Consider the following 19,155-nt stretch of genomic DNA (forward strand, 5'->3'; position numbering starts at 1 on the left):
TACCTATAACTAATGATTATTGTAGGAGGACCAGCCTCAAACGGTATAGACGAAAAGCTTTCAGAGATGCTTAATGTGAAGCTTATAAAAGCAGAACATAAGATTTTTCCTGACGGAGAATCTTATATTAGAATTCCTGAAAGTGTTAGAGGAGAAGAAGTAGCAATAGTCCAGTCTACTTACTATCCTCAAGATAAGCATTTGATAGAATTACTTTTAATGATAGAAGCAGTAAAAAATTTAGGTGCAAGTAAAATTATTTCTATAATTCCATATTTAGCTTACGCAAGACAGGACAGAAGATTTAAAGACGGAGAAGCATTAAGTCTTAAAATAGTCCTAAACCTTATTTACGAGAGCGGTAGTGACGAATTAATTACGGTAGAACCTCATAAACCTGACGCAGTAATTTCATATTTTAAAGGTAATGTTAAAATAGTGGATCCAACCCCTGCTTTAGCTAGAGAAATTAAAAAGGAGGTAGAAAATCCTTTTATATTAGCTCCGGACCGCGGTGCTTTAGAAAGGGCTGAAAGGCTCGCTAAGGAGCTCAATTCTCCTTATTCTCATATTGAAAAAGAAAGAGATAGAACTACTGGGGAAGTGAGAATTAAGGAAGCCCCTCATTTAGATTTACATGGAAAGGACGTTGTGCTTATAGACGATATAATAAGTACTGGAGGAACTTTAGCCCAAGCTTCTCAGCTTTCTTACAATTTAGGTGCTAGAAAAGTAATAGCTGCAGCAACTCATGTATTATTAGTTAATGACGCTTACGATAAGCTCACTAGAGCAGGAATAAAATCAATTATAGGGACCAATACTATAAAAGTTGAGAATAAAAATGTTAAAATTGCAGACATTTCAGACCTTATAGCTGTTAAACTATGAAATATGCAATATTAAGTGCAGACGAGCTTTTTATATCATTAGCCGAGCTTAAAGCCCTACTAAAGAGGCCTTTTTCTTACGTTACTGGGGTTGCAATATTCGACGGAGAAGCTAAAAACATTGCAAGGAGATCTTCTACAATTAAGGCAATAGGCGAAATTCTAGCAATTTCCGACAATCCAAAGGATATAAATGACGCTCTTAAAGGTAAATGCTTTAGTATAAAACCTAACGTTATTATGAACTCAGACAAGGATTTATTTCCAGTTCTATATAAAGAAATAGTAGATGGCATACAATTTAGTAAAAAGTGTGATAAGCTCGATTTAATATTTACTGACGGCATTATCCTAGCTGGAATTAGGCAAGAAGAGAGAGACTCAAAAAGCCTTCAAGCTCACGCTAAAAAACCATATTCTCAATCTGGAACCATGGACGCATACACCTCAAGGCTTTTAGTCAATTTAGCCAATCCAGATAAGACAATCCTTGATCCTTTTGCAGGTGTAGGTTCTATATTAATTGAGGCATCTTGGTTAGGATATGATTGTATAGGAGGAGACATTGATAGTAAAATGATAGAGAAAACAAAGTATAACCTAAAGTATTTTAATTATGAATGTCAAATTATTCAAGAAGATATAAGTAATTTGCCTATTAAGGAAAACTCTGTAGACGCAATTGTTACCGATCCTCCTTATGGTAGATCAGTTAATGCTAGAGATGTTAAATTTGATGAATTATATGAGTCACTTTTCTTTAATTCTGCAGAGATCCTAAAGAAAGGTGGAAAATTAGTTTTTGCTACAGATTCTAAGTTTGACTGGAGGGATAAAATTAAAAGTTCTGGATTAAAAGTTGATTCCATTCATTTCATTTATTTACATAAAAGCCTATCGAGAGGAATATACGTGGTGGAAAAACCTTGATGGAAGTTTATTTTATAGGCACTGGTGGTGGAGCACCATCAAAGAGAGGTCTTCCGGCCTTTTTAGTAAGGAGGCAAGGCTTTAACTTACTTTTAGACTGCGGTGAAGGAACTCAAATTACAATGATTAATCATGGACTTAATATTATGGCAATAAATTTGATTGCAATAACTCACCTTCATGCAGACCACGTTTTAGGACTTCCTTCATTAATACAAACTATGGGAATGTATAGTAGGAAGGAGAAATTATATATAATAGGTGATGTAAAGGATCTTTTAAATAAGGTGTTTGAGGAAACTTATTTTGAGCCTCCTTTTAAAATAGAATACGTTGATAGTTATGAAGATAATGAGTTAAAAATTACTCCTTTCAAGACTTGTCATACAGTTAAGTCTCAAGGGTATTTGATAGAAGAGAAAGATAGGAAAAACATTGATATAGAAAGATTAACGAGGGAAGGTATTAAAGATTGGAGAATTATTAGGCAGTTAAAGGCTGGTAAAGAAGTTATATTCAATGGTAAGAAGCTTAATCCAGAGGATTATTTAATAACTAAAAAGGGAATAAGGATAGCTTATACCGGGGATACTGCCATCTGTGATAGTGTAATAAATTCTGTTAAAGGAGTAGATTTGTTAATTCATGACTCCACGTTTTTAGACGACATAAACGCTAAAGAATATGGACATTCTACAGTTACTGATGCAGCAACTGTAGCAAAGGAAGCTGGAGTAAAAAGATTAGCTTTAGTTCATATAAGTGGAAGATACAAAGACGCTAAAATTATGGAAGAAATTGCAAGAAGAACTTTTTGGAAATCCTTTTTGCCGGACGATTTATCTTATTATATTTTAAAAGATTAATCCTCTGGAATTTTATTTTCCCATAATGGATGGCCTTTAGCGGTTCTTGGTGCTAGCCAATCTACAACTTCATTAGGATTCTTATGCTCTATGTAAAATGAAATAGGGCCTAATGGCGACTCTCTTTCGTCGTCCACGAAAGAGATTACCCCTATTGCCGCTGCTTGTTTATGTAACATAAATGAAATTGAATTGTCTGAAATTCCTTTCCTTAAGTATTTTCTTGCAACGTCAAGTATTTTCTCTTCTCTTAACGCATCGTGAAATTTTTGCAGACTTTTTAGTGTTCTTGATTCTTCCACAATGACCACAATATAGTCTCCTCTCTTTTCCTTTGTTATTTTTTCATAATCGAAGAAATTAGCTATAGCCGTTAAGACCTTAGATTCGTCTTCTGAAGGCCTAACTTCAGCCGTTACAACTATTTTTGTCATTTCGTAATCCTTAATATAATTTCTTCTGCTCTCTTCTTAAATTCGTCTATCGTGGAATCGTTAATTATTATATAATCTGCTAAAGCTATAACTCCTCCTATTCCTAGTCTTATCTCGTCAAGATCTCTTCTTCTCAGATCTTCAATGTTCTTAGAATCGTCAGGCCTCATCCTTGATATCATTCTCTGATATCTTAATGAAGGAGGAGAATGAATTGCGATTATTATAGGGTTTCCCAATCTCCTAAACTCATCAACTTCTGCTAAGCTCCTCACTCCTTCGAACGCAATCCTGCTCATAGTTGGTGTAATTTCCTCCATTGACAATCTAGCCACTACTCCTTCGCCGTATATTTCTCTAATTCTTTTAGCAAAATCCATCATTCTTTCACCTATTTTTGCCTCCTTCTCATACCTCTTTCTTAATACGTCGCCCATAGAGATAACATAGAATCCTTTTTCTCTCAATATATTTGCAAACAATGTTTTTCCTGAACCGGGCATTCCTGTTATAAGAATTATATTAATTAGTGACCACCATTTTCTTCTTCATAGTGGTTTAAAAGCATGAGGTTATTCATTGCAATAAAAGTTCCACAATTCCAAAAACTGAATGATGTCTATAATGAGATTAAATTAAGCGGAGCAGATGTAAAGCTTGTAGAGATAGATAATATACATATAACCCTAATCTTCATTGGAGAAGTGCCAGACAATAAGGTTGACTTAGTAAAAGAAGCAGTATCATTACTTCAGTTCAATAAATTTAAAATATCCATGAAAGGAATGGGGGCATTTCCAAGCATTACAAAGCCTAGAGTTGTATGGGTTGGGATTTCAGAAGGATTTATTCAGCTTAGGGAGATAAGGTCCTTTTTATTAAAAGAGCTTAGAAGTAGAGGAATTAGACCAGAAGATGAGAAAGAGTTCGTCCCTCATATAACCTTGGGCAGAGTAAAAGGTCCTTCAAATCTATTTAACTTAGCAAACGTTATTAATCAACACTATAACGATTACTTTGGAGATTTTATAGTTGATAAAGTAATACTTTATAAAAGCACTTTAACGCCAAAAGGTCCAATTTACGATGAAATTTTAGGAGTGACGGGAAAATGAGTGAAGAGCTTCTAAAGAAAGTTTTGGATAAAATAAAACCTACAAGAGAAGATGAGGAGAAAGTCAAGTTAATAGTAAATGAAGTCATTGATAGACTTAACGGCCTAGACGCAGAAATTCACGGATCTTTTAGGAAAGGAACGTGGTTAAAGGGAGATGCGGACGTTGACGTATTCGTGTTCTTTCCTAAGAGTGTGGGAAAGGAATATATATCTACAGAAGCAATTAAAATTTTGAGAGATAGATTATCTGGATTTAATATTACAACTGCTTATGCAGAACATCCTTACTTGATTGTTAATCATAAGGGTATTGAGATTGATATTGTTCCTGCTTTAAAAATTGAGGAAGGAGAAAAACCAATCACTGCCGTAGATAGGACGCCTTTCCATACAGAATTTATAAATTCCCATTTAAGTGAAGAGCAAAAGGATGAAGTACGTTTACTGAAGAGGTTTATGAAAGGAATAGGAGTTTACGGTGCAGAAATAAAAGTTAGAGGATTTTCAGGCTACGTTACGGAGTTGCTTATAGTAAAGTTTGGTAGTTTTCTGGAAGTTTTAAAGAACGCCTCAAAATGGAGGCCTCCAGTTAAAATTTTCATTGTAAAACCAGAAAGGGATTTCAAATGTCCCTTGATTTTACCAGATCCAGTAGATCCGTCCAGGAACGCTGGAGCGGCAGTTTCTCTCAAGAGATTAGCAGAATTTTCTATAGCTTCTAGGTACTTTCTTAAGAATCCTTCAGAAAAGTTCTTCTTCCCACCAGAGCCAGCCGGAGATAAAATAAAAGGAGACGTTTTAGTTACTAAAATAGAAATTCTAGATAATAATGTAGTAGAAGATTTACTTTGGGGTCAAGTAAATAAATCCGTTGAAAAAATCTTTAATATTCTAAGAAATTATGGTTATAGAGTTATAGACGTTCAAGCATATGGTAATACAAAGAACCTAGTGTTCGCTTTACAGCTTGAAAGCAAAGAAATAGGCAATTACAAGTTAAACCAAGGTCCTCCATTTTATATGGATTTAGATGATTTTATTAGTAAAAATGATAATATATGGGTTGGAGAGGACGGAAGACTTTACTCGATTAAAGAGAGGAGAAATGATAAAATTGAAGATATAGTCAAGTCTGCAATATCGCTGAAATACAATTATAAAGTCGTGGAACAATATTGGTTAGATAGAGAGCCAAAGGAGCCATGCTTAAAGGCATTCCTGAGGAAAACTCCAACTTGGTTGAAATAAACAAATTCATTTATCCAAAGTACTCTAAAGACGTGGAAGAAGAATTAAAGAGCGCAGGGATTTACTATGCTTATTCTTTTGGTAAAGTTAGTCTTGGAAAGGTTAACGTAATAGGTAAAGGGAAGACGGGAATAGTAGTTTATATAGGGGAAGGAAAGGTTGTTAAAATAAGAAGAACCGACTCTCCAAAAAATAGCCTAGAATTAGAGGCAAAAATTCAAGAAATATCCTATCCTTCCGCACCTAAAGTATTCGATTATGGGGTTAACTACATTATAATGGAATACGTGAATGGTAATCATCTTACTAGGTATAATTTAAGATATTTAGAAGATCTTTTAATTAGGGCTAAATATCTAGAAGACGTACATGTGCAACATGAGGAAATATCAAGACCTTGGAAAAACGTTCTAGTTACTCAAGCAAGGACTTATATTATAGATTATGATTCCGCATCAATTAAGGAGAAACCTTTAAATGTAACAAAGATATTATCTGCTTTTGGATTTTATCAATTAGGAGAGAAATATAAAAGAAATGAAATAGGATTTGAAGAAATTATTAATTTTATTAAAGAATTAAGAAGTAGCTAAAACTGCTTTCTTCCTTAACGTTATTTTAATTTCGCTTAGAGACGGTACTCCTAATGGATGTCCACATTTTGGGCATTTTCCTCCATATATTGACTTTATTTCTGAAGGAGTTCTTACACCGTAAAAGTCTTGTCCTACCTTTTCAAATCTATATAACTCATACCCACAGTTTTTGCAGACGTATCTTACTGGGATTTTACAACACCTAAAACTACAATGTGTTGAAAAGCAATTTATATTAACCCCTAGAGTTTTGTAGAGAGTATTATGATCGTATTACAAGGCCTTAGCTTAGTTTAATACTTTCGATTACCTCTCTCCCACAAAGTATTATATGGGGAATGATTTTTAAATGAAAATATAACAACTATAATTGGGGCCGTAGTCTAGCCAGGACTAGGATGCCAGCCTGGGGATTAATCCCTAACCACCAGAACGCTGGTGGTCCCGGGTTCAAATCCCGGCGGCCCCATGTTAAATGCAATTTTATCCTTATTTGGATAATTAACTTTATGTATTTCCAAAGATTAAAGGTATAGTAGTAAAATCTTTTTCAAATTTTTAAGCAATAAAATTATTCGATAAAATTACCTGTAGTTATGAATTCTTTTTATGATATACCTTGTATAGTTAAATAGTTTATGATATCTTTAGGTTTTATCGAAGTATAGTTTATAATGCATCATATAGATGTTCTAAGTTATAACTATATTCGCAATTAGATGATAAGTAATTTACATCAGTTCGAACCATAATTTACGTAAAAAATTCTCATAAACACATATATAACAATATTGACACATTCTTTTTTGACTCGCTTTGATTATCAAGGCGTATTTACCTTTACCTAAACAAACAGATTCAGAATTCTGGACTATTGATAAAATAGAGCATATTAGGCACTTAGCAACTACTGGCAAGCCTTATAAAATTCTGGATAAAAGGAGGAATAGTTTACGAATATTGGATAGGATTGAATTTAAAAATGTAGAAGGTAAAATAGTTGAGAAGCCTTCGGCTAGTACATATTTTACCTTCTCTGGAATAGAAATGACGACTCCCCTTTATTTAGGAGACATGTCTTACGGTGCATTAAGCGGAAATCCTAATATTGCTATTGCAACCGCAGCAGATATAACTGGTACGTTGGCTGGAACTGGTGAAGGTGGGCTTCATCCTGAAGTTGCAAAACATAAGAGAATTTTTGTTCAGTGGGCTTCGGCAAGGTTTGGCGTTGATATAGATGTATTAAACGCAGGATTGGGAGTAGTTATAAAGATAGGACAAGGCGCAAAGCCTGGAATAGGAGGTCACTTACCTGGAAGTAAGGTTACTAAGGCTATCTCTATGGCAAGACGAATACCAGAGGGAATAGATGCTATATCTCCAGCACCCCATCATGACATATATTCAATAGAAGATCTTGGGCAAAGGATAGAAGCATTAAAGGAAGCTACTGGAAAGCCCGTTTTCGTTAAAGTAGCGGCCACAAATTACATACCGTACATAACTTCTGGAGTAGCAAGAATGGGAGCTGACGGAATAATAATAGATGGTCATGGAGCTGGAACTGGAGCTACTCCAGAAGTTATTAGAGATAATTTAGGCATACCTATAGAGTTAGCTGTAGCTTCTGCAGATAATGTATTAAAAAAGGAAGGATTAAGAGATAAGTTCACCATAATAGCCGCAGGCAGGATTTCAGATGCTACAGATGCTGCAAAATTAATAGCTTTAGGTGCTGACATTGTAAGTGTAGGTACTGCAGCACTAATAGCAATGGGCTGTGTGATGGTTCATAAATGCCATATAGGTTCTTGTCCAACTGCTTTAACTAGTAAAATTGACGGGACTAGAATTTTCGATATTGAGTTTGGGGTAAAAACTCTAGTTAATTTTGTTAACGGATTCTCGCTAGAGCTAGCAAATATTTTGGATAATTTAGGCTTGAGCTCTATTCAGGAATTGAAAGGAAGAAGGGATTTATTATACGGTTTTGGTTTATCTAGGGATGTTTTATCTATTTTAGGTATAGAAGGAGAAGCTGAGGAGTTAAATCCGAAGCTTGGAGAACTTTGGAATAAAAGAAGAAAGTTCCATCTCCATGAATTGATAAACAAAGGTGAGCCAACCATTACTAGCATGGGAAGTACTGCACCGCCTGACGTTGAGAAACCTGCAAGAATATTAGATTGGTTAAGGAGTGACGGTGCGCAAGTTACTAGGCCCCCTATTGATCCTTACAGAGAGGATATAGACACAAGCTTTTTACTTAATAAAGGTAAAGTATACCTTTCTTTACCAGTGATATTTAACGTTATAGGAGCTATAAAAGAAATAGCTGAAAGCCTAAGTTGGGCTTCATACGCTTTAGGGTCTATGATATTTGTAGAAAATACTATGCCAAAATATTCCGAAATAAGTTTTAGTAATGATGGTAAAGGTAAGATAAACTGGAGTTATGAGATTAAAGAAGGCTATTATTTAGTCTTAAAATCTGAGGACGAAATTGATGATACACTTGTAAATAAGGGAATACCTGGCTTTATAATAGATGAAGATATACTTAATGAGGATTTAGAGTTAGTAGTTTCCGACGTTGATACAAAGCTTAAGGAAGCTGGAGTTAGAAACAAGTTTGATATAATTGCTAAATCCTCTAAATTAAGGGATTCCGCAGATGTGTTTAAATTAGTTGCATTAGGAGCAGACGCAGTAATTATGCCTTACCAAATCCTTGAAATAGCTATAGGTGAAGGTAGTAAAGGGAATCTGAAAGAAAGAGCTTTCAATTTAATTTCTGGTATGAAAAAAGAGATTGCGTTAATGGCAGGAGCTGCAGGAGTGTATAGTGTTCAATCTTCATTAACGGGAAATAGGGAGTTACTAAGAGCAGTGAATTTGAACTCTTATATTGCTAGGAGAATAAGAGTCAAGCAGGCTGGTTCTCTATGATAAGTCCTTCCGGATGCGGAGTCTTTGGAATATTAAGGAAAAGAAATGCTCCTAAAATTAAGGGTAAAGACGTCGTCAATGCCATTGATATTGTAAGATATAGGGGTAGCGACAAAGGTGCCGGATTTGCAGTATTTAACCTTAAGGAAGGAAATTCTTACTATATTAAGGCTTTCTATTTTGGAGATGGAGAGGAGATAAAGAGAGAAATAGAGGATCAAGGAATTAGAATAAATGGATTTAACGAGAAATATATGGGCGAATTATGTGACTGTGATTTTGAAATTTCCTTAGGTAGTATAGCTTCTCTTAAAAAAATTGTAAGAAACATAAATGAAATTCTATGGAATAACGGAAAGAAAGGAAGGATTTACAGCGCAGGAAAATCCTTACAAGTGTATAAAGGTGTAGGTTATCCTGCAGACATTGCAAGACAATATGATATTTATGAAGTTGAAGGCGATATGTGGATAGCTCATACTAGACAGCCAACTAATTCGCCAGGCAGTTATCCTTATTGGTCTCATCCATTTTCAGCATTTGACGTAGCAATAGTTCATAATGGTGATGTAAGCTCCTTTGGTGCAAATGTTGAATTTTTACAGTCTAGAGGTTGGGGAGGTTTTGTAGGCACAGACAGCGAAGTTATGGCATTCCTATTTGAGGAATTAATAAGTGAAGGGCTAAGCGTAGAAGAAGTAACTAGGATAATGTCAAATCCTTCTAGAAGGTTTAGTAAGCTAAACGTTGAAGAGGACTACATTTATAGAAATGCCAGACTAGATGGCCCGTTTACTGCAATTATAGGCTACGACTCTGGAAATGACTTATTTATGATCGGAATAGCTGATAGGGCAAAGTTTAGGCCAGTTATAATAGGAGAGGACGAGAACTACTATTACATTGCCAGCGAGGAAAATCAGATCAGGATGCTTAGTCCTAGTGCAAAGGTCTGGACTCTTGAGCCCGGTAATTATTTTATAGCTTCTTTACTCAAGGGGTTAATTAATCCAGGGAGAGATGTTAGTAAAATATCCTCATTTTCCAAACCCGTCTTTTACACAGAGAAATTTGACATAGACGCAAGAGGACTTGGATATAAAGACGTAAATAAGGCAATTATGGAGTTTGTGAATAAATCTGGTAAAAAGGAAGTAACAGTGGTAAACCTCTTGGGGCATAGATATATAGGAATAAGCTTTCCTAAAGCAGGGCTTAGATTAAACCTATACGGAGTGGTAGGAAATGCTATGGCTAACTTAAATGAAAATAACGTATTTCACGTTTACGGTAATGTAGCAGATGACTGCTGTGATACAATGCAAGGCGGTAAAGTTGTAATTCACGGCGATGCAAGGGATGTTTTAGCTCAAACTTTTCAAGGGGGATATATTTACGTCAAGGGCAACGCTGGTAACAGAGTCGGAATTCAAATGAGGGAATACATGAATAAGAGGCCTTATTTGGTGATAGGCGGAATGGTTGACGATTACCTTGGAGAATACATGGCCGGAGGAGTAATAATGGTTTTAGGCCTAGGAATTAAAGGTGAGCCTGTAGGCAATTATATTGGATCTGGGATGGTGGGTGGTAGAATTTACATAAGAGGAAAAGTTAACCCAGAAAAGATAGGTTTACAGCCTAGTAAACAAGAGATGGTAAGGTTCCTTAAGGCATTACTCCTAGACAGTATGATCTCTGAAGAGAAATATAATAAGCTAAAAGAAATGCCATACATAGAAGTCGTAAAAGAGCTGGACGGCGAAGCTAAGAAATACGCACAAAAACTATTTGAGGAAAAGGTAGGAATTCCCACGTATGAATACAGAGAACTCACAGAAGACGAAATAAAAGAACTGGAACCTATAGCTAGAGATTATGCAATTGAAACTAATCAAAATAAAGATACAATTGTCGAGATGCTTAAAGAAAAATACACTGTCATAACGTCCTCTTTACGTAAGTAATTATATACGTAGTTTTTGTTAATCATTATTTGACGCTATTATCACAAAAAGCTTACAAGAATGGGATTAAGGGGCGGAAAGGGATGGATAGCCCAAGACGTTAATGACGCTCCTCTCCAGCTCGAGTGAGGGGCAACCAGCATGAAAGTCCCCTCAAATGGTTCTCTGGGCTCGAATCGATGGTGGTAACTATGAGCCCCTTGGGAGTGAACCGTTACGGGAGATTCCAAGTAGAGTTTAATTTTATACTAACTCTAAACAAATTAGGAGATTTTAGAACAATGATGCATATTTATTACTATTTCCTAAAATAAGTCAATTCATAGAACCTTTATACGTAGATGAGGCCAGATATTATTTACAGTTTGTAGATACGGGATGTTTAAATATGTAACTATACTAATACGTCTTGTGTTTAAGATAGAGCATGTTAGAGAAGAGAATTAATTGTTGTTTACTCATACTTTTAGTGAAATGTAAGCTATTTGGGATAATTATAAATATTAGAATAAAAGAGAATGCGTTATGGGCGTAGAAACTGTCCCTTCTCTGCGTTATTTGGGAGGAATAATAGGGACGTTATTAGAAGGTGTAATAACTTTAGATTGTATGCAGGAGAATTGCGTTAAAGAAGGTTTGAAAAGATATAATTCTATGGAGTCTTTTCAGAGGTACGAGATCTATCCTGCGATATCTGCCAGTAGGGGCGTATTAAAGGATGCTTCAAATTCTCCTGAGAGAATTTTTAGGCAAGGGATAATGATTAAGACAACTGACACTGGAGAATGGTTTTACATTGGCGGAATTTCTCCCTATTGGGGACATGAGCAATTAATAGTTTACCAAGGAGGTAGTGAAGCCTCATCACAAGGCAAGTTAAATAAAAGTGTAATTGATGATTTCGTGGATAAAGGAGGGTTAGGAGTAGTTCCTTTATATAAGGAGAAAGTCCCTTCAGTGTGGTATAATCCAGTTTTATTCAAGGATTGTCAAGGATCTTTCGGAATATTCTGGAATTATTTAGGAGAATTCCAAGGAGGAGTATTGTCAATATTCAGTAACGCACCAAATATCCTAAGGTATGCTGAAGATCTAATAAAAGCTAGAAAAGCTAGTTTAACATATTCGAGTTACGGCCATTATTATCTTTCTAGAGCGGCAGAGAATGACGTTATGCGTCCAGCATCAGATAGGTATCCTTATATTTACTTTGCTTTAGGTACTAATCCTTTAGTTGCTAAGACTCATGGTTTACAAATTTACCCTGGTTTTACTTTTGATACAGTAACTTCTGACGTTTCATCCTGCTGTTGTAAGATAATGCCCGAGCCTTATTGTAAATCTTCTTTCTTGGATTATATTAAGTTTAATGAGATAGATATTGGTGCCCCAGTTTATGCTACTTTGCCTTGTGGTACTTCTTGTTCTACTTTTGGTCTTGCGGGTTTAATAATGGGAATCTCCTCAATGAGTGTTAATAATGTTCAATTGATTTATTTGACTATTGCTCAGCCTCCTTCTGATTTAACAACTTCTGCAATAATTGAGTGGGCTAGGGAGATGAATATTTATGATTCTTTGAGTAAATTGTTTGAGGCTGGTAAGAGGTTTAAGAAGGCTATTGCTGATTTGTCAACAGCATTTCCTCAATTTATTGCTACTGCTGCAGCATTAACTGTTGATTGGCTTGAGTCTTATGATGATGGTTTAAAACAAGCTGAGGATAAGGCTAAGGAGTTGAATGAGTTATACAATAAGGTCGTTGAGGAATTGGCTGGTAAGCCTCCTTCAATAACTAATAGGTACGTTTATGATCAGTGGTGGAAGTTTAAAACCAGAGTTGAGAAGTGCGCAAAGGAGATAATAGTTGAGTATCCCGACATAACTTATGATGAGTTAGTAAAAGAAGTGGAAAACTGTGCAGAGTTTGAATAAGGCGTATGTAAGTTAGAATACAATTATTTTCCTTTAGTAATAATTATAGCGGACCCGGCGGGATTCGGACCCGCGACCACCGGCTTAGAAGGCCGGCGCTCTATCCTGGCTGAGCTACGGGTCCACATTATCAGCATTATCTAAAGAATAAAATAAGATTTACGTTTACTTTTTTACTCGTATTCTCTCCAAACCTTACCGCACTTAGTGCACTTATAAAACCTAGTTGCAGGCTCGTCCGCTGCTCTAGTTTGTAAGATCCAGAAGTACGCTTCGTCATTCTTACAGTTAGGGCATATTACTCCTTTAATTTTCTGAGCGCCTTGTGGCATTTCTTCCTCTAAAACGAGGGTTTTTTCTGTTTCGGAGTGTTTTATCTTTGTAGTTATTACTTCAGAGGACTTAACTTCTTCCTCATAGCCGCATTTTAGACATTTATATACATTTTTACCATTAATTTTTCTAGGTACCATCATTGAGTGACATTTAGGACAGAACTTCATGAACTATCGCCCGGCAATACATTAAACTAAGAATTTACTTTATTTATTTTTTGCGATATCTTCCCTACTATAAATCTGCATATTTCCTCAAACTCATTTGAGGGTGAAATGCTCGTAATCTCCTTACTAACGGAAGAATTATTAAATTGTGAACGAACCTCCTCTTTAGTTTTGCCTAAAAAAAGATGCTCTAGAAATTGTCCTCTAAAAACGCAGATAGCGCTTATTTCTTTACCTTCAACTAGCACTGCTACTCTTCTTTCTTTTTTATTCAATTTTCTTTATTTCCTCAAGGTATTTATTTGCGTAATTTTCTGCAATTTCTATAGCCTTTTTAATTGCATCCATGGGCTTAATTTCTCCATTAGTCATTACTTTTAACACTATTGAATTAACTAGTGGATGAGGTTGATAATATGAAGCATAAATTACTCCTTCAACTTTCCTCAAACTTCCAGCTAGAAGGTTTCCTAGAGTATGTTCTTCTCCCTCAATTTCTATTTCAGCATATGTATCATTAGATTTTAATATCTTAATTTGCATATTTTTTCACCACGTAATTTCCTACTTTTCTCTGTTCTACATTACCGCAATATACACATTTTAAATGTTCCTCATCTAATTTGATCATCGTATGCCCGCAGATTGAACATTGGGCAAAGATTACTCCAAGATCTTTTTGTTTTATGGTTAAACTAATTGGGGGAGTAAAAGTTAAAGGCTTAGCTTTTATCACGTCTCCAACTCTGATTGCTTCTAATATAGAGTTTAACCTTTTATTACTTATTTGAGAGATGTGCAAAAGTCCGGTAATTGGTGTTATGAATTTCTCTTCTATGCTTACAATGTCAACGTTGGCTACGTCTTCCTTTATTAGAGTTACTATACCGTAAACGTATTTGGCCTTCCTTAAAGTTACCATAATAGATTTTCTAGGAGAAAGAACGTTACTCCTTCTGTTAATCATGTCATAAAATACTTTTCCTATAGTCGAAGACCTAACATTTCCGTCCTCTTCATAAGATCCTTCTCCAGGAGAAAATTCTTCTATTACTCCCAGTAAATCTCCAGGAAAGGTTATTTCTCCTTGGTCTTTCATTTCAATTACCAAGGGAAAATATATGGTTCTAACTTATTATTTATAACCATTCTAGCCTCTCCTGGAGTTAATACTGGTTTTTCAAAGTTGTATAAATCGTCGGTGGGAAGTCTTGGGCACGAAGTTACTACATATGCGTCTATATAACTCCTATCGATATTTCTTAAAGTGTCCACGTTAAGTACTTTGTTGCTTATAATGTAGACTTTGTACCCTTTTTCTTTTAACTTCTTTTCAAGGTATTTTACCATTAAAGGTCTATTTTGTCCCACCTTGATCCCTTGAATTATAACCCAAGTCTTTGCATCTAATGCTTGCATTATTTTAGAATATCTAATTTTCAGGATTTTGTTAACTTCGTTAGTTATGTCTTCTGCCCTTTTCGAGTAGGGGTCAATGTTTATTACAGGCTTACCTGTGTATAGCCCTATTCCTAATGCGTGGAATTTTCCACCAGAGACGTTAATATGTAGATCGACGTCCAATGGTATTGCCTTATAATCGCAACCCAATACTTGCCCATCTAACATGAAAGGATTGGAAGGCTTTCCTATTTCTACTTCAAATTCTGTGAAGTGTTCTTTTAATTCTGGCAAAAGTTTTGCGTGTTGTATCGTTGCTGAAAGTGATATTTTCCTTGGGTTATATTTTTTTGCTAATTCTTTCGCCTCGTCTATCACTTTTTCTTCAATCTTTAGGTTACTTTCTGTTGGTATGAATACTGTGGGAAACTTTGGGTAATACCAAGTATAAGGGGTATGGCCAAAATGTATTATTAAATCTACGCCAAGTATTTGTGCTTCGTCTTCAGCTATGTCGCAAGCTCCCCAACTCGGTTCTCCAGATATTATAAATTCTACGTCCTTTATTTTATCCTCTAACTTAGAAACGATTTCTGTAGAAAAATATCTTAAACCTTCAGGAAATTGCAATAAAACTTTTTTTGCGTTCCTCTTTTTTATTTCCTCTACTACCTTATCTTCATCAAAAAAATAGTTCACTGAGTTTTTGCCTCCTGTTTTAACGGAGTAACAACTATTTCCACGTCTAGAGGGAGTTTTTTAGCTGCAACTTCAAAAGCTTCCTTTGCAAAGGCTAAGTGCTCTTTCTTAACTCTAAGTATCATTAGGACATCTCCTTGTTTTTCTATCCTTACTGCAGTTCCTATGGGTTTGCCGAAAGATAATCTCATTCCGTCTTGCAATCTGTCTGCTCCAGCGAAGGCCATCATCTTGTTTTCTCTTAAAACATGGTGGGGATATTTTAATACCCAGAGGAAGAAGTCTGTTTCATTACCTACCAATTTTGAAATTCTCTTTAAGGCCATTACTCTTGCCGCTTCCAATGCGTTATGCCTTATTTGTCCTAACTCCTTTACTATCATTCTAACCTCGTAATCGTAATCCTTATTTGCAGTACCCATAGTGAATTTTGTAATTTTTGGCATCGGCACTCCTGGTATGTATTCTTTTCTAGTATAAGGTGGCCCAGAGAAGTGCCTGTAACATCTACCTGGTCTTAACGGCATAGGTGTTTATTAACTTAAGAGATATTTAAGCTATCCTTTTATTTTCTAGGAGGTTTATAATTAAATTTGCGTGTTCAAGTATCTCATCAGCCGTATTTCTTAAAGTTAATATATCCTTAAAAGATGAAATCTCCATTATTATCTTTATGTTAGCATAATTTCCATTATAATTCATATCTATTTGCATGCCTTGAGGAATATTTATATTATCAACTTTTAAACTGTTTATAATTTCTTTTGCGTACTGACTCTGGATTTGAATATCTACTTCAACCTTCAATTTCTATCAAACCTTCCTTTTCAGTGTTAATAAAATATCTTGACGTTAATAGTTTATTGTCGTTTTTTATCACTATTGGCTTATTCTTTCTCACCTTCTGTGTTTGCAACAAAATTAATTGTAGGAGGGTGGGCGATTTCAAATTACTTTCTACAATGAAGAATTTTTTATCTTCAGTAACTTGACCTATTGAAAATCCTTTTCCTATAATTTCTCTAAATTTATTAATTAATATTCTTGCGATGGATTGGTTTAGAGCGAAGTCGACTAAAATTTTTGAACCTATAGTATCTAGAAAGTAAATAAAGGAGAAAGCCAGTTCTAGTGAATCGTAATTAAGGTAGAATATTCTATCAGTTATGATGTCATCTCTAGTGACCTTAGGGTTAATTTTCATTATCAAACTTACAATTTTGAAAATTAACGTGTTTAAAGCTCCTTCATTAAGTTCAGTTAATTTAGAAAGTTCATCTATGCCTATCTCATTTACTAATGCTATTGCATTTTCTCTGCTTCCAGTTACCGTCGGTATATACGGATCAAAAGATTCAATTAGAGATATGAAAATCGGTGCATCATGATATGAAGGAATTTTTAGGTTTTTCTCTATAGTAATTCCTAGATTTTCTGAGTTCCTCATTATTGAAAGCTCCCAATCACTGAAGTTTCTCCTTTCTAAAACTACGCTAGAGGATATTCCAGTTAATATTGGTAAGATATCTTCAGTAGTTATTGGAATTATTGATGAGAAAGATGAATTTCCTATAAAAACCTCAGTATTTTTAAATCTAACGAATTTACCTCCTTCTTTTTCAGAAAATTCTAATTCACAATTACTTGAAGAGAAGGATATTGCAGAAGGACTCTCCATGTATTTTATAATCAAAGAAGCTGCAAGTATTGCATCAACATTATAAGGAATTCTTATACAAAGACTTTCCTCTTTGTTAATGCTTTCTATTAGTTTCTTTGCCTCCTCAGGAGTCGGCTCTTTTATAAAGTTCTCCATCTTTCTTTATTTTATCTATATCTTTTTTAAGTTCACTAAAGCTAACTTCTCTCAAGAAAATAAATCCCAATGCATAACTTACATATTCTAGAATGATTATATCAAAAACGTAAGAAGAAGGTAGTACTAATGCTAAGGCAAGTTCTGAAACTCCTGCTGCAGCAGGTATAGGGAAAAGAGTAGCTGCAAAATATGCCATGATTATTATAATATCGTAAAAATAATTTGGAATTAAAGGATATAATCCTGCACTTAATACTAGATATCCAAGAAAGGATAAAGCCATATATATTATGAACCTTTTATTTCCTATAGATTTTTTTATACTATCTTTGCCTTGTAATAAAAGAAAATAATATTTATCTACTTTTATTAATCTCATTATTTTTTTCTCTGTTTCAACATATTTTCCAGCTGTTGAATAAATATAAGTCATTCCTATGCTCCACCCTATTATATTCCCTAATGCCACTATAATATATATAAATTCAATATAATAAAATTTTAATGGAAGAACGATAATAAATAATATTGCACCAGAAATGACATCAAATGGAGCTTCGGCAATAGATAAACTCAAGCTTTCAATAAGGTTCCTTTTTTCTAAATTATAAATTGCGGCTCTTGCAAGTTCTTGTCCAGCCCATCCTGGAATCAAAAGTGAGCTAGCATTCCCTAATAGTCTAGCCTTAAATGCATTTTTATAAGATACTTTTACTATATATTTATCTCTAATCGAAATAATTGAAATTTGTGCTATATAAGCTGATAAGAAACCCAATATAACTATATAATTAATTTTTTCTAAGGCGAGAATTATATTTACGTGAAATATTAATGAGTAGCCGAACAACGCTAGAAATGGCAGCATTATTGAGATAATGTTTTTCCAATTCATCCGCATTTTTACGCTATCCTCTTTTTAAAACATTTTTGGTTATAGCAAATGATATAGGAGCCATTATATTTATATAGTTCTACACCATTAGAGGAAAATATTCTATCTCCTTCTGCTTTTTCAGCTCTAGTTAATCCACAGTTTATATCCATACGCCTTAAATATTTGTATTCATGAAGGGAACACGCTTCGCATTGTGGATTTCTTTTCATTTTAATCTTATCAAGTCGAAGATCTTTTAGATCAGCAATTACGAGTTCATCCTCAGAATATCCTCTTAGGTAGTTTATGAATAGTTGAACTTGAATTGATGCCAAGAAATTAGGAACTACTGTAGTTGTTCCAATGATATCGCAGGCATTTCTTGAATCTGATGGCTGTAAAAAACAAGCTAAACAGGAAGTTTTACCAGGAATGACTAGTTTAGCATTGCCGTATTCTCCCGATATTCCAGCGTAAATTAAAGGCTTCTCATATTTTACACATGCATCATTAAGTATTAGCCTATAATTTATATTATCTAAACCATCAAAAACTACATCTACGTCTTTTACTAAATTTTCAGCATTAGTTTCATCTATTATATCAAAAATAGGCTCAATTTTTACTTCAGAGTTTATTTTTTCAAGGAATTCCTTGCAGGCAAGTACTTTTGGTTTCATTAAATCTTTTTCAGTAAAGATGTGAGTTCTATGTAGATTACTCAGTTCCACAACGTCGGCATCTACAATTTTTAACTCTTTAACTCCCAATCTAACTAAAAGTTCTGCAATAGAGCTGCCTAAAGCACCACAACCGACAATTAGAACTTTAGTGCTCATTATCTTTTCTTGAACGTCTATACCAAGGGCTAATAGTTGCCTAGAAAACCTATCCATGTATAATAATGAAAATTTATTAAAT

Annotated in this window: 22 protein-coding genes and 2 tRNA genes; 10 read left to right on the plus strand and 14 right to left on the minus strand. The window is 34.6% G+C overall.

From position 1 onward, the window contains the following. Window positions 1-12: 12 nt before the first annotated feature. The 3 genes from D1867_RS01970 to D1867_RS01980 are packed head-to-tail and all read left to right on the plus strand — an operon-like array spanning window position 13 to window position 2,686. On the plus strand, window positions 13-891 hold the full coding sequence (locus D1867_RS01970) for a ribose-phosphate diphosphokinase (RefSeq protein WP_155862583.1): 879 nt from the start codon (window positions 13-15) through the stop codon (window positions 889-891). Continuing rightward, window positions 888-1,820, plus strand: a complete 933-nt coding sequence (locus D1867_RS01975) for a TRM11 family SAM-dependent methyltransferase (protein ID WP_155862584.1) — start codon at window positions 888-890, stop codon at window positions 1,818-1,820. Before D1867_RS01970 ends, D1867_RS01975 begins: the two co-directional genes overlap by 4 nt. Next, on the plus strand, window positions 1,817-2,686 hold the full coding sequence (locus D1867_RS01980) for a ribonuclease Z (protein WP_155862585.1): 870 nt from the start codon (window positions 1,817-1,819) through the stop codon (window positions 2,684-2,686). The genes D1867_RS01975 and D1867_RS01980 overlap by 4 nt, the downstream gene beginning before the upstream one ends. Here D1867_RS01980 and D1867_RS01985 read toward each other — a convergent pair. Continuing rightward, the gene (locus tag D1867_RS01985; RefSeq protein WP_155862586.1) at window positions 2,683-3,120 is read right to left on the minus strand and encodes an RNA-binding domain-containing protein; all 438 of its coding nucleotides are present in this window, start codon (window positions 3,118-3,120) and stop codon (window positions 2,683-2,685) included. The two genes, D1867_RS01980 and D1867_RS01985, sit on opposite strands and share 4 nt — an antisense overlap. Continuing rightward, window positions 3,117-3,647 (minus strand): AAA family ATPase, encoded by a 531-nt coding sequence (locus D1867_RS01990; protein ID WP_338078083.1) that lies wholly within the window; start codon window positions 3,645-3,647, stop codon window positions 3,117-3,119. The genes D1867_RS01985 and D1867_RS01990 overlap by 4 nt, the downstream gene beginning before the upstream one ends. A 39-nt stretch (window positions 3,648-3,686) precedes the next feature. On the opposite strand from D1867_RS01990, the gene thpR reads away from it, so the two are divergent. Genes thpR through D1867_RS02005 form a run of 3 tightly spaced genes read left to right on the plus strand, consistent with a single transcriptional unit; the run spans window position 3,687 to window position 6,078 of the window. Continuing rightward, entirely contained in the window at window positions 3,687-4,235 is a 549-nt protein-coding gene (gene thpR, locus D1867_RS01995; protein WP_155862588.1) for an RNA 2',3'-cyclic phosphodiesterase, read from the plus strand. Continuing rightward, window positions 4,232-5,485 carry a CCA tRNA nucleotidyltransferase gene (gene cca, locus D1867_RS02000; RefSeq protein WP_155862589.1) on the plus strand — a complete coding sequence of 418 codons (1,254 nt, stop codon included), beginning with the start codon at window positions 4,232-4,234 and terminating at the stop codon, window positions 5,483-5,485. Before thpR ends, cca begins: the two co-directional genes overlap by 4 nt. Further along, complete coding sequence (locus D1867_RS02005) at window positions 5,440-6,078, plus strand: serine/threonine protein kinase (RefSeq protein WP_240872150.1); 639 nt, start codon at window positions 5,440-5,442, stop codon at window positions 6,076-6,078. The genes cca and D1867_RS02005 overlap by 46 nt, the downstream gene beginning before the upstream one ends. Here the strand turns inward: D1867_RS02005 and D1867_RS12680 are convergent. Further along, complete coding sequence (locus D1867_RS12680) at window positions 6,064-6,273, minus strand: hypothetical protein (protein WP_338078084.1); 210 nt, start codon at window positions 6,271-6,273, stop codon at window positions 6,064-6,066. The genes D1867_RS02005 and D1867_RS12680 overlap by 15 nt on opposite strands. A 180-nt stretch (window positions 6,274-6,453) precedes the next feature. Here D1867_RS12680 and D1867_RS02010 point away from each other — a divergent pair. The 4 genes from D1867_RS02010 (at window position 6,454) to D1867_RS02025 (ending at window position 12,935) form a co-directional block, all read left to right on the plus strand. Further along, window positions 6,454-6,550: transfer RNA gene (locus D1867_RS02010), tRNA-Pro, on the plus strand. A gap of 347 nt (window positions 6,551-6,897) precedes the next feature. Then, window positions 6,898-9,033, plus strand: coding sequence for a glutamate synthase-related protein (locus D1867_RS02015; protein WP_155862591.1), 2,136 nt, complete (start codon window positions 6,898-6,900; stop codon window positions 9,031-9,033). Next, window positions 9,030-11,000 (plus strand): GltB/FmdC/FwdC-like GXGXG domain-containing protein, encoded by a 1,971-nt coding sequence (locus tag D1867_RS02020; protein ID WP_155862592.1) that lies wholly within the window; start codon window positions 9,030-9,032, stop codon window positions 10,998-11,000. Before D1867_RS02015 ends, D1867_RS02020 begins: the two co-directional genes overlap by 4 nt. A 525-nt stretch (window positions 11,001-11,525) precedes the next feature. Next, window positions 11,526-12,935, plus strand: a complete 1,410-nt coding sequence (locus D1867_RS02025; RefSeq protein WP_155862593.1) for a hypothetical protein — start codon at window positions 11,526-11,528, stop codon at window positions 12,933-12,935. 49 nt (window positions 12,936-12,984) lie between these two features. On the opposite strand, the gene D1867_RS02030 is transcribed toward D1867_RS02025, so the two are convergent. The 11 genes from D1867_RS02030 to D1867_RS02080 form a co-directional block, all read right to left on the minus strand. After that, window positions 12,985-13,059 (minus strand) — tRNA-Arg (locus D1867_RS02030). Between the two features lie 49 nt (window positions 13,060-13,108). Further along, on the minus strand, window positions 13,109-13,438 hold the full coding sequence (locus tag D1867_RS02035; protein WP_048054636.1) for a transcription factor S: 330 nt from the start codon (window positions 13,436-13,438) through the stop codon (window positions 13,109-13,111). Window positions 13,439-13,464: 26 nt separating this feature from the next. Beyond that, entirely contained in the window at window positions 13,465-13,713 is a 249-nt protein-coding gene (locus tag D1867_RS02040) for a DNA-directed RNA polymerase subunit M (protein ID WP_155862594.1), read from the minus strand. Beyond that, window positions 13,706-13,981 carry a DNA-directed RNA polymerase subunit L gene (locus D1867_RS02045; RefSeq protein WP_152940800.1) on the minus strand — a complete coding sequence of 92 codons (276 nt, stop codon included), beginning with the start codon at window positions 13,979-13,981 and terminating at the stop codon, window positions 13,706-13,708. Before D1867_RS02045 ends, D1867_RS02040 begins: the two co-directional genes overlap by 8 nt. After that, window positions 13,971-14,537 (minus strand): exosome complex RNA-binding protein Csl4, encoded by a 567-nt coding sequence (locus tag D1867_RS02050; protein ID WP_155862595.1) that lies wholly within the window; start codon window positions 14,535-14,537, stop codon window positions 13,971-13,973. The genes D1867_RS02045 and D1867_RS02050 overlap by 11 nt, the downstream gene beginning before the upstream one ends. 5 nt (window positions 14,538-14,542) lie before the next feature. Further along, window positions 14,543-15,538: a diphthamide biosynthesis enzyme Dph2 gene (dph2, locus tag D1867_RS02055; RefSeq protein ID WP_338077926.1), complete on the minus strand. Its 996-nt coding sequence runs from the start codon at window positions 15,536-15,538 to the stop codon at window positions 14,543-14,545. Continuing rightward, window positions 15,535-16,065, minus strand: a complete 531-nt coding sequence (locus tag D1867_RS02060; RefSeq protein ID WP_155862596.1) for a 50S ribosomal protein L16 — start codon at window positions 16,063-16,065, stop codon at window positions 15,535-15,537. Before D1867_RS02060 ends, dph2 begins: the two co-directional genes overlap by 4 nt. A gap of 25 nt (window positions 16,066-16,090) precedes the next feature. After that, window positions 16,091-16,345, minus strand: coding sequence for a KEOPS complex subunit Pcc1 (locus D1867_RS02065; RefSeq protein WP_155862597.1), 255 nt, complete (start codon window positions 16,343-16,345; stop codon window positions 16,091-16,093). After that, window positions 16,335-17,354, minus strand: coding sequence for an SSO0295 family DNA-binding domain-containing protein (locus tag D1867_RS02070; RefSeq protein WP_155862598.1), 1,020 nt, complete (start codon window positions 17,352-17,354; stop codon window positions 16,335-16,337). The genes D1867_RS02065 and D1867_RS02070 overlap by 11 nt, the downstream gene beginning before the upstream one ends. After that, complete coding sequence (locus D1867_RS02075; RefSeq protein ID WP_162309145.1) at window positions 17,323-18,252, minus strand: lysylphosphatidylglycerol synthase transmembrane domain-containing protein; 930 nt, start codon at window positions 18,250-18,252, stop codon at window positions 17,323-17,325. Before D1867_RS02075 ends, D1867_RS02070 begins: the two co-directional genes overlap by 32 nt. A gap of 8 nt (window positions 18,253-18,260) precedes the next feature. Beyond that, window positions 18,261-19,130, minus strand: coding sequence for a HesA/MoeB/ThiF family protein (locus D1867_RS02080; protein WP_155862600.1), 870 nt, complete (start codon window positions 19,128-19,130; stop codon window positions 18,261-18,263). Window positions 19,131-19,155 lie beyond the last annotated feature (25 nt).

The organism is Acidianus infernus (assembly GCF_009729545.1).
Classification (GTDB): Archaea; Thermoproteota; Thermoprotei_A; order Sulfolobales; family Sulfolobaceae; genus Acidianus; species Acidianus infernus.

Bases quoted from the DNA above. Each gene is read 5' to 3' on its own strand.
- D1867_RS01970 (WP_155862583.1), top strand. From the start codon at position 13: ATGATTATTGTAGGAGGACCAGCCTCAAACGGTATAGACGAAAAGCTT.
- D1867_RS01975 (WP_155862584.1), top strand. From the start codon at position 888: ATGAAATATGCAATATTAAGTGCAGACGAGCTTTTTATATCATTAGCC.
- D1867_RS01985 (WP_155862586.1), bottom strand. From the start codon at position 3,120: ATGACAAAAATAGTTGTAACGGCTGAAGTTAGGCCTTCAGAAGACGAA.
- thpR (WP_155862588.1), top strand. From the start codon at position 3,687: ATGAGGTTATTCATTGCAATAAAAGTTCCACAATTCCAAAAACTGAAT.
- cca (WP_155862589.1), top strand. From the start codon at position 4,232: ATGAGTGAAGAGCTTCTAAAGAAAGTTTTGGATAAAATAAAACCTACA.
- D1867_RS02005 (WP_240872150.1), top strand. From the start codon at position 5,440: ATGCTTAAAGGCATTCCTGAGGAAAACTCCAACTTGGTTGAAATAAAC.
- D1867_RS02020 (WP_155862592.1), top strand. From the start codon at position 9,030: ATGATAAGTCCTTCCGGATGCGGAGTCTTTGGAATATTAAGGAAAAGA.
- D1867_RS02025 (WP_155862593.1), top strand. From the start codon at position 11,526: ATGGGCGTAGAAACTGTCCCTTCTCTGCGTTATTTGGGAGGAATAATA.
- D1867_RS02035 (WP_048054636.1), bottom strand. From the start codon at position 13,438: ATGAAGTTCTGTCCTAAATGTCACTCAATGATGGTACCTAGAAAAATT.
- D1867_RS02045 (WP_152940800.1), bottom strand. From the start codon at position 13,981: ATGCAAATTAAGATATTAAAATCTAATGATACATATGCTGAAATAGAA.
- D1867_RS02050 (WP_155862595.1), bottom strand. From the start codon at position 14,537: ATGAAAGACCAAGGAGAAATAACCTTTCCTGGAGATTTACTGGGAGTA.
- D1867_RS02060 (WP_155862596.1), bottom strand. From the start codon at position 16,065: ATGCCGTTAAGACCAGGTAGATGTTACAGGCACTTCTCTGGGCCACCT.
- D1867_RS02070 (WP_155862598.1), bottom strand. From the start codon at position 17,354: ATGGAGAACTTTATAAAAGAGCCGACTCCTGAGGAGGCAAAGAAACTA.
- D1867_RS02075 (WP_162309145.1), bottom strand. From the start codon at position 18,252: ATGAATTGGAAAAACATTATCTCAATAATGCTGCCATTTCTAGCGTTG.
- D1867_RS02080 (WP_155862600.1), bottom strand. From the start codon at position 19,130: ATGGATAGGTTTTCTAGGCAACTATTAGCCCTTGGTATAGACGTTCAA.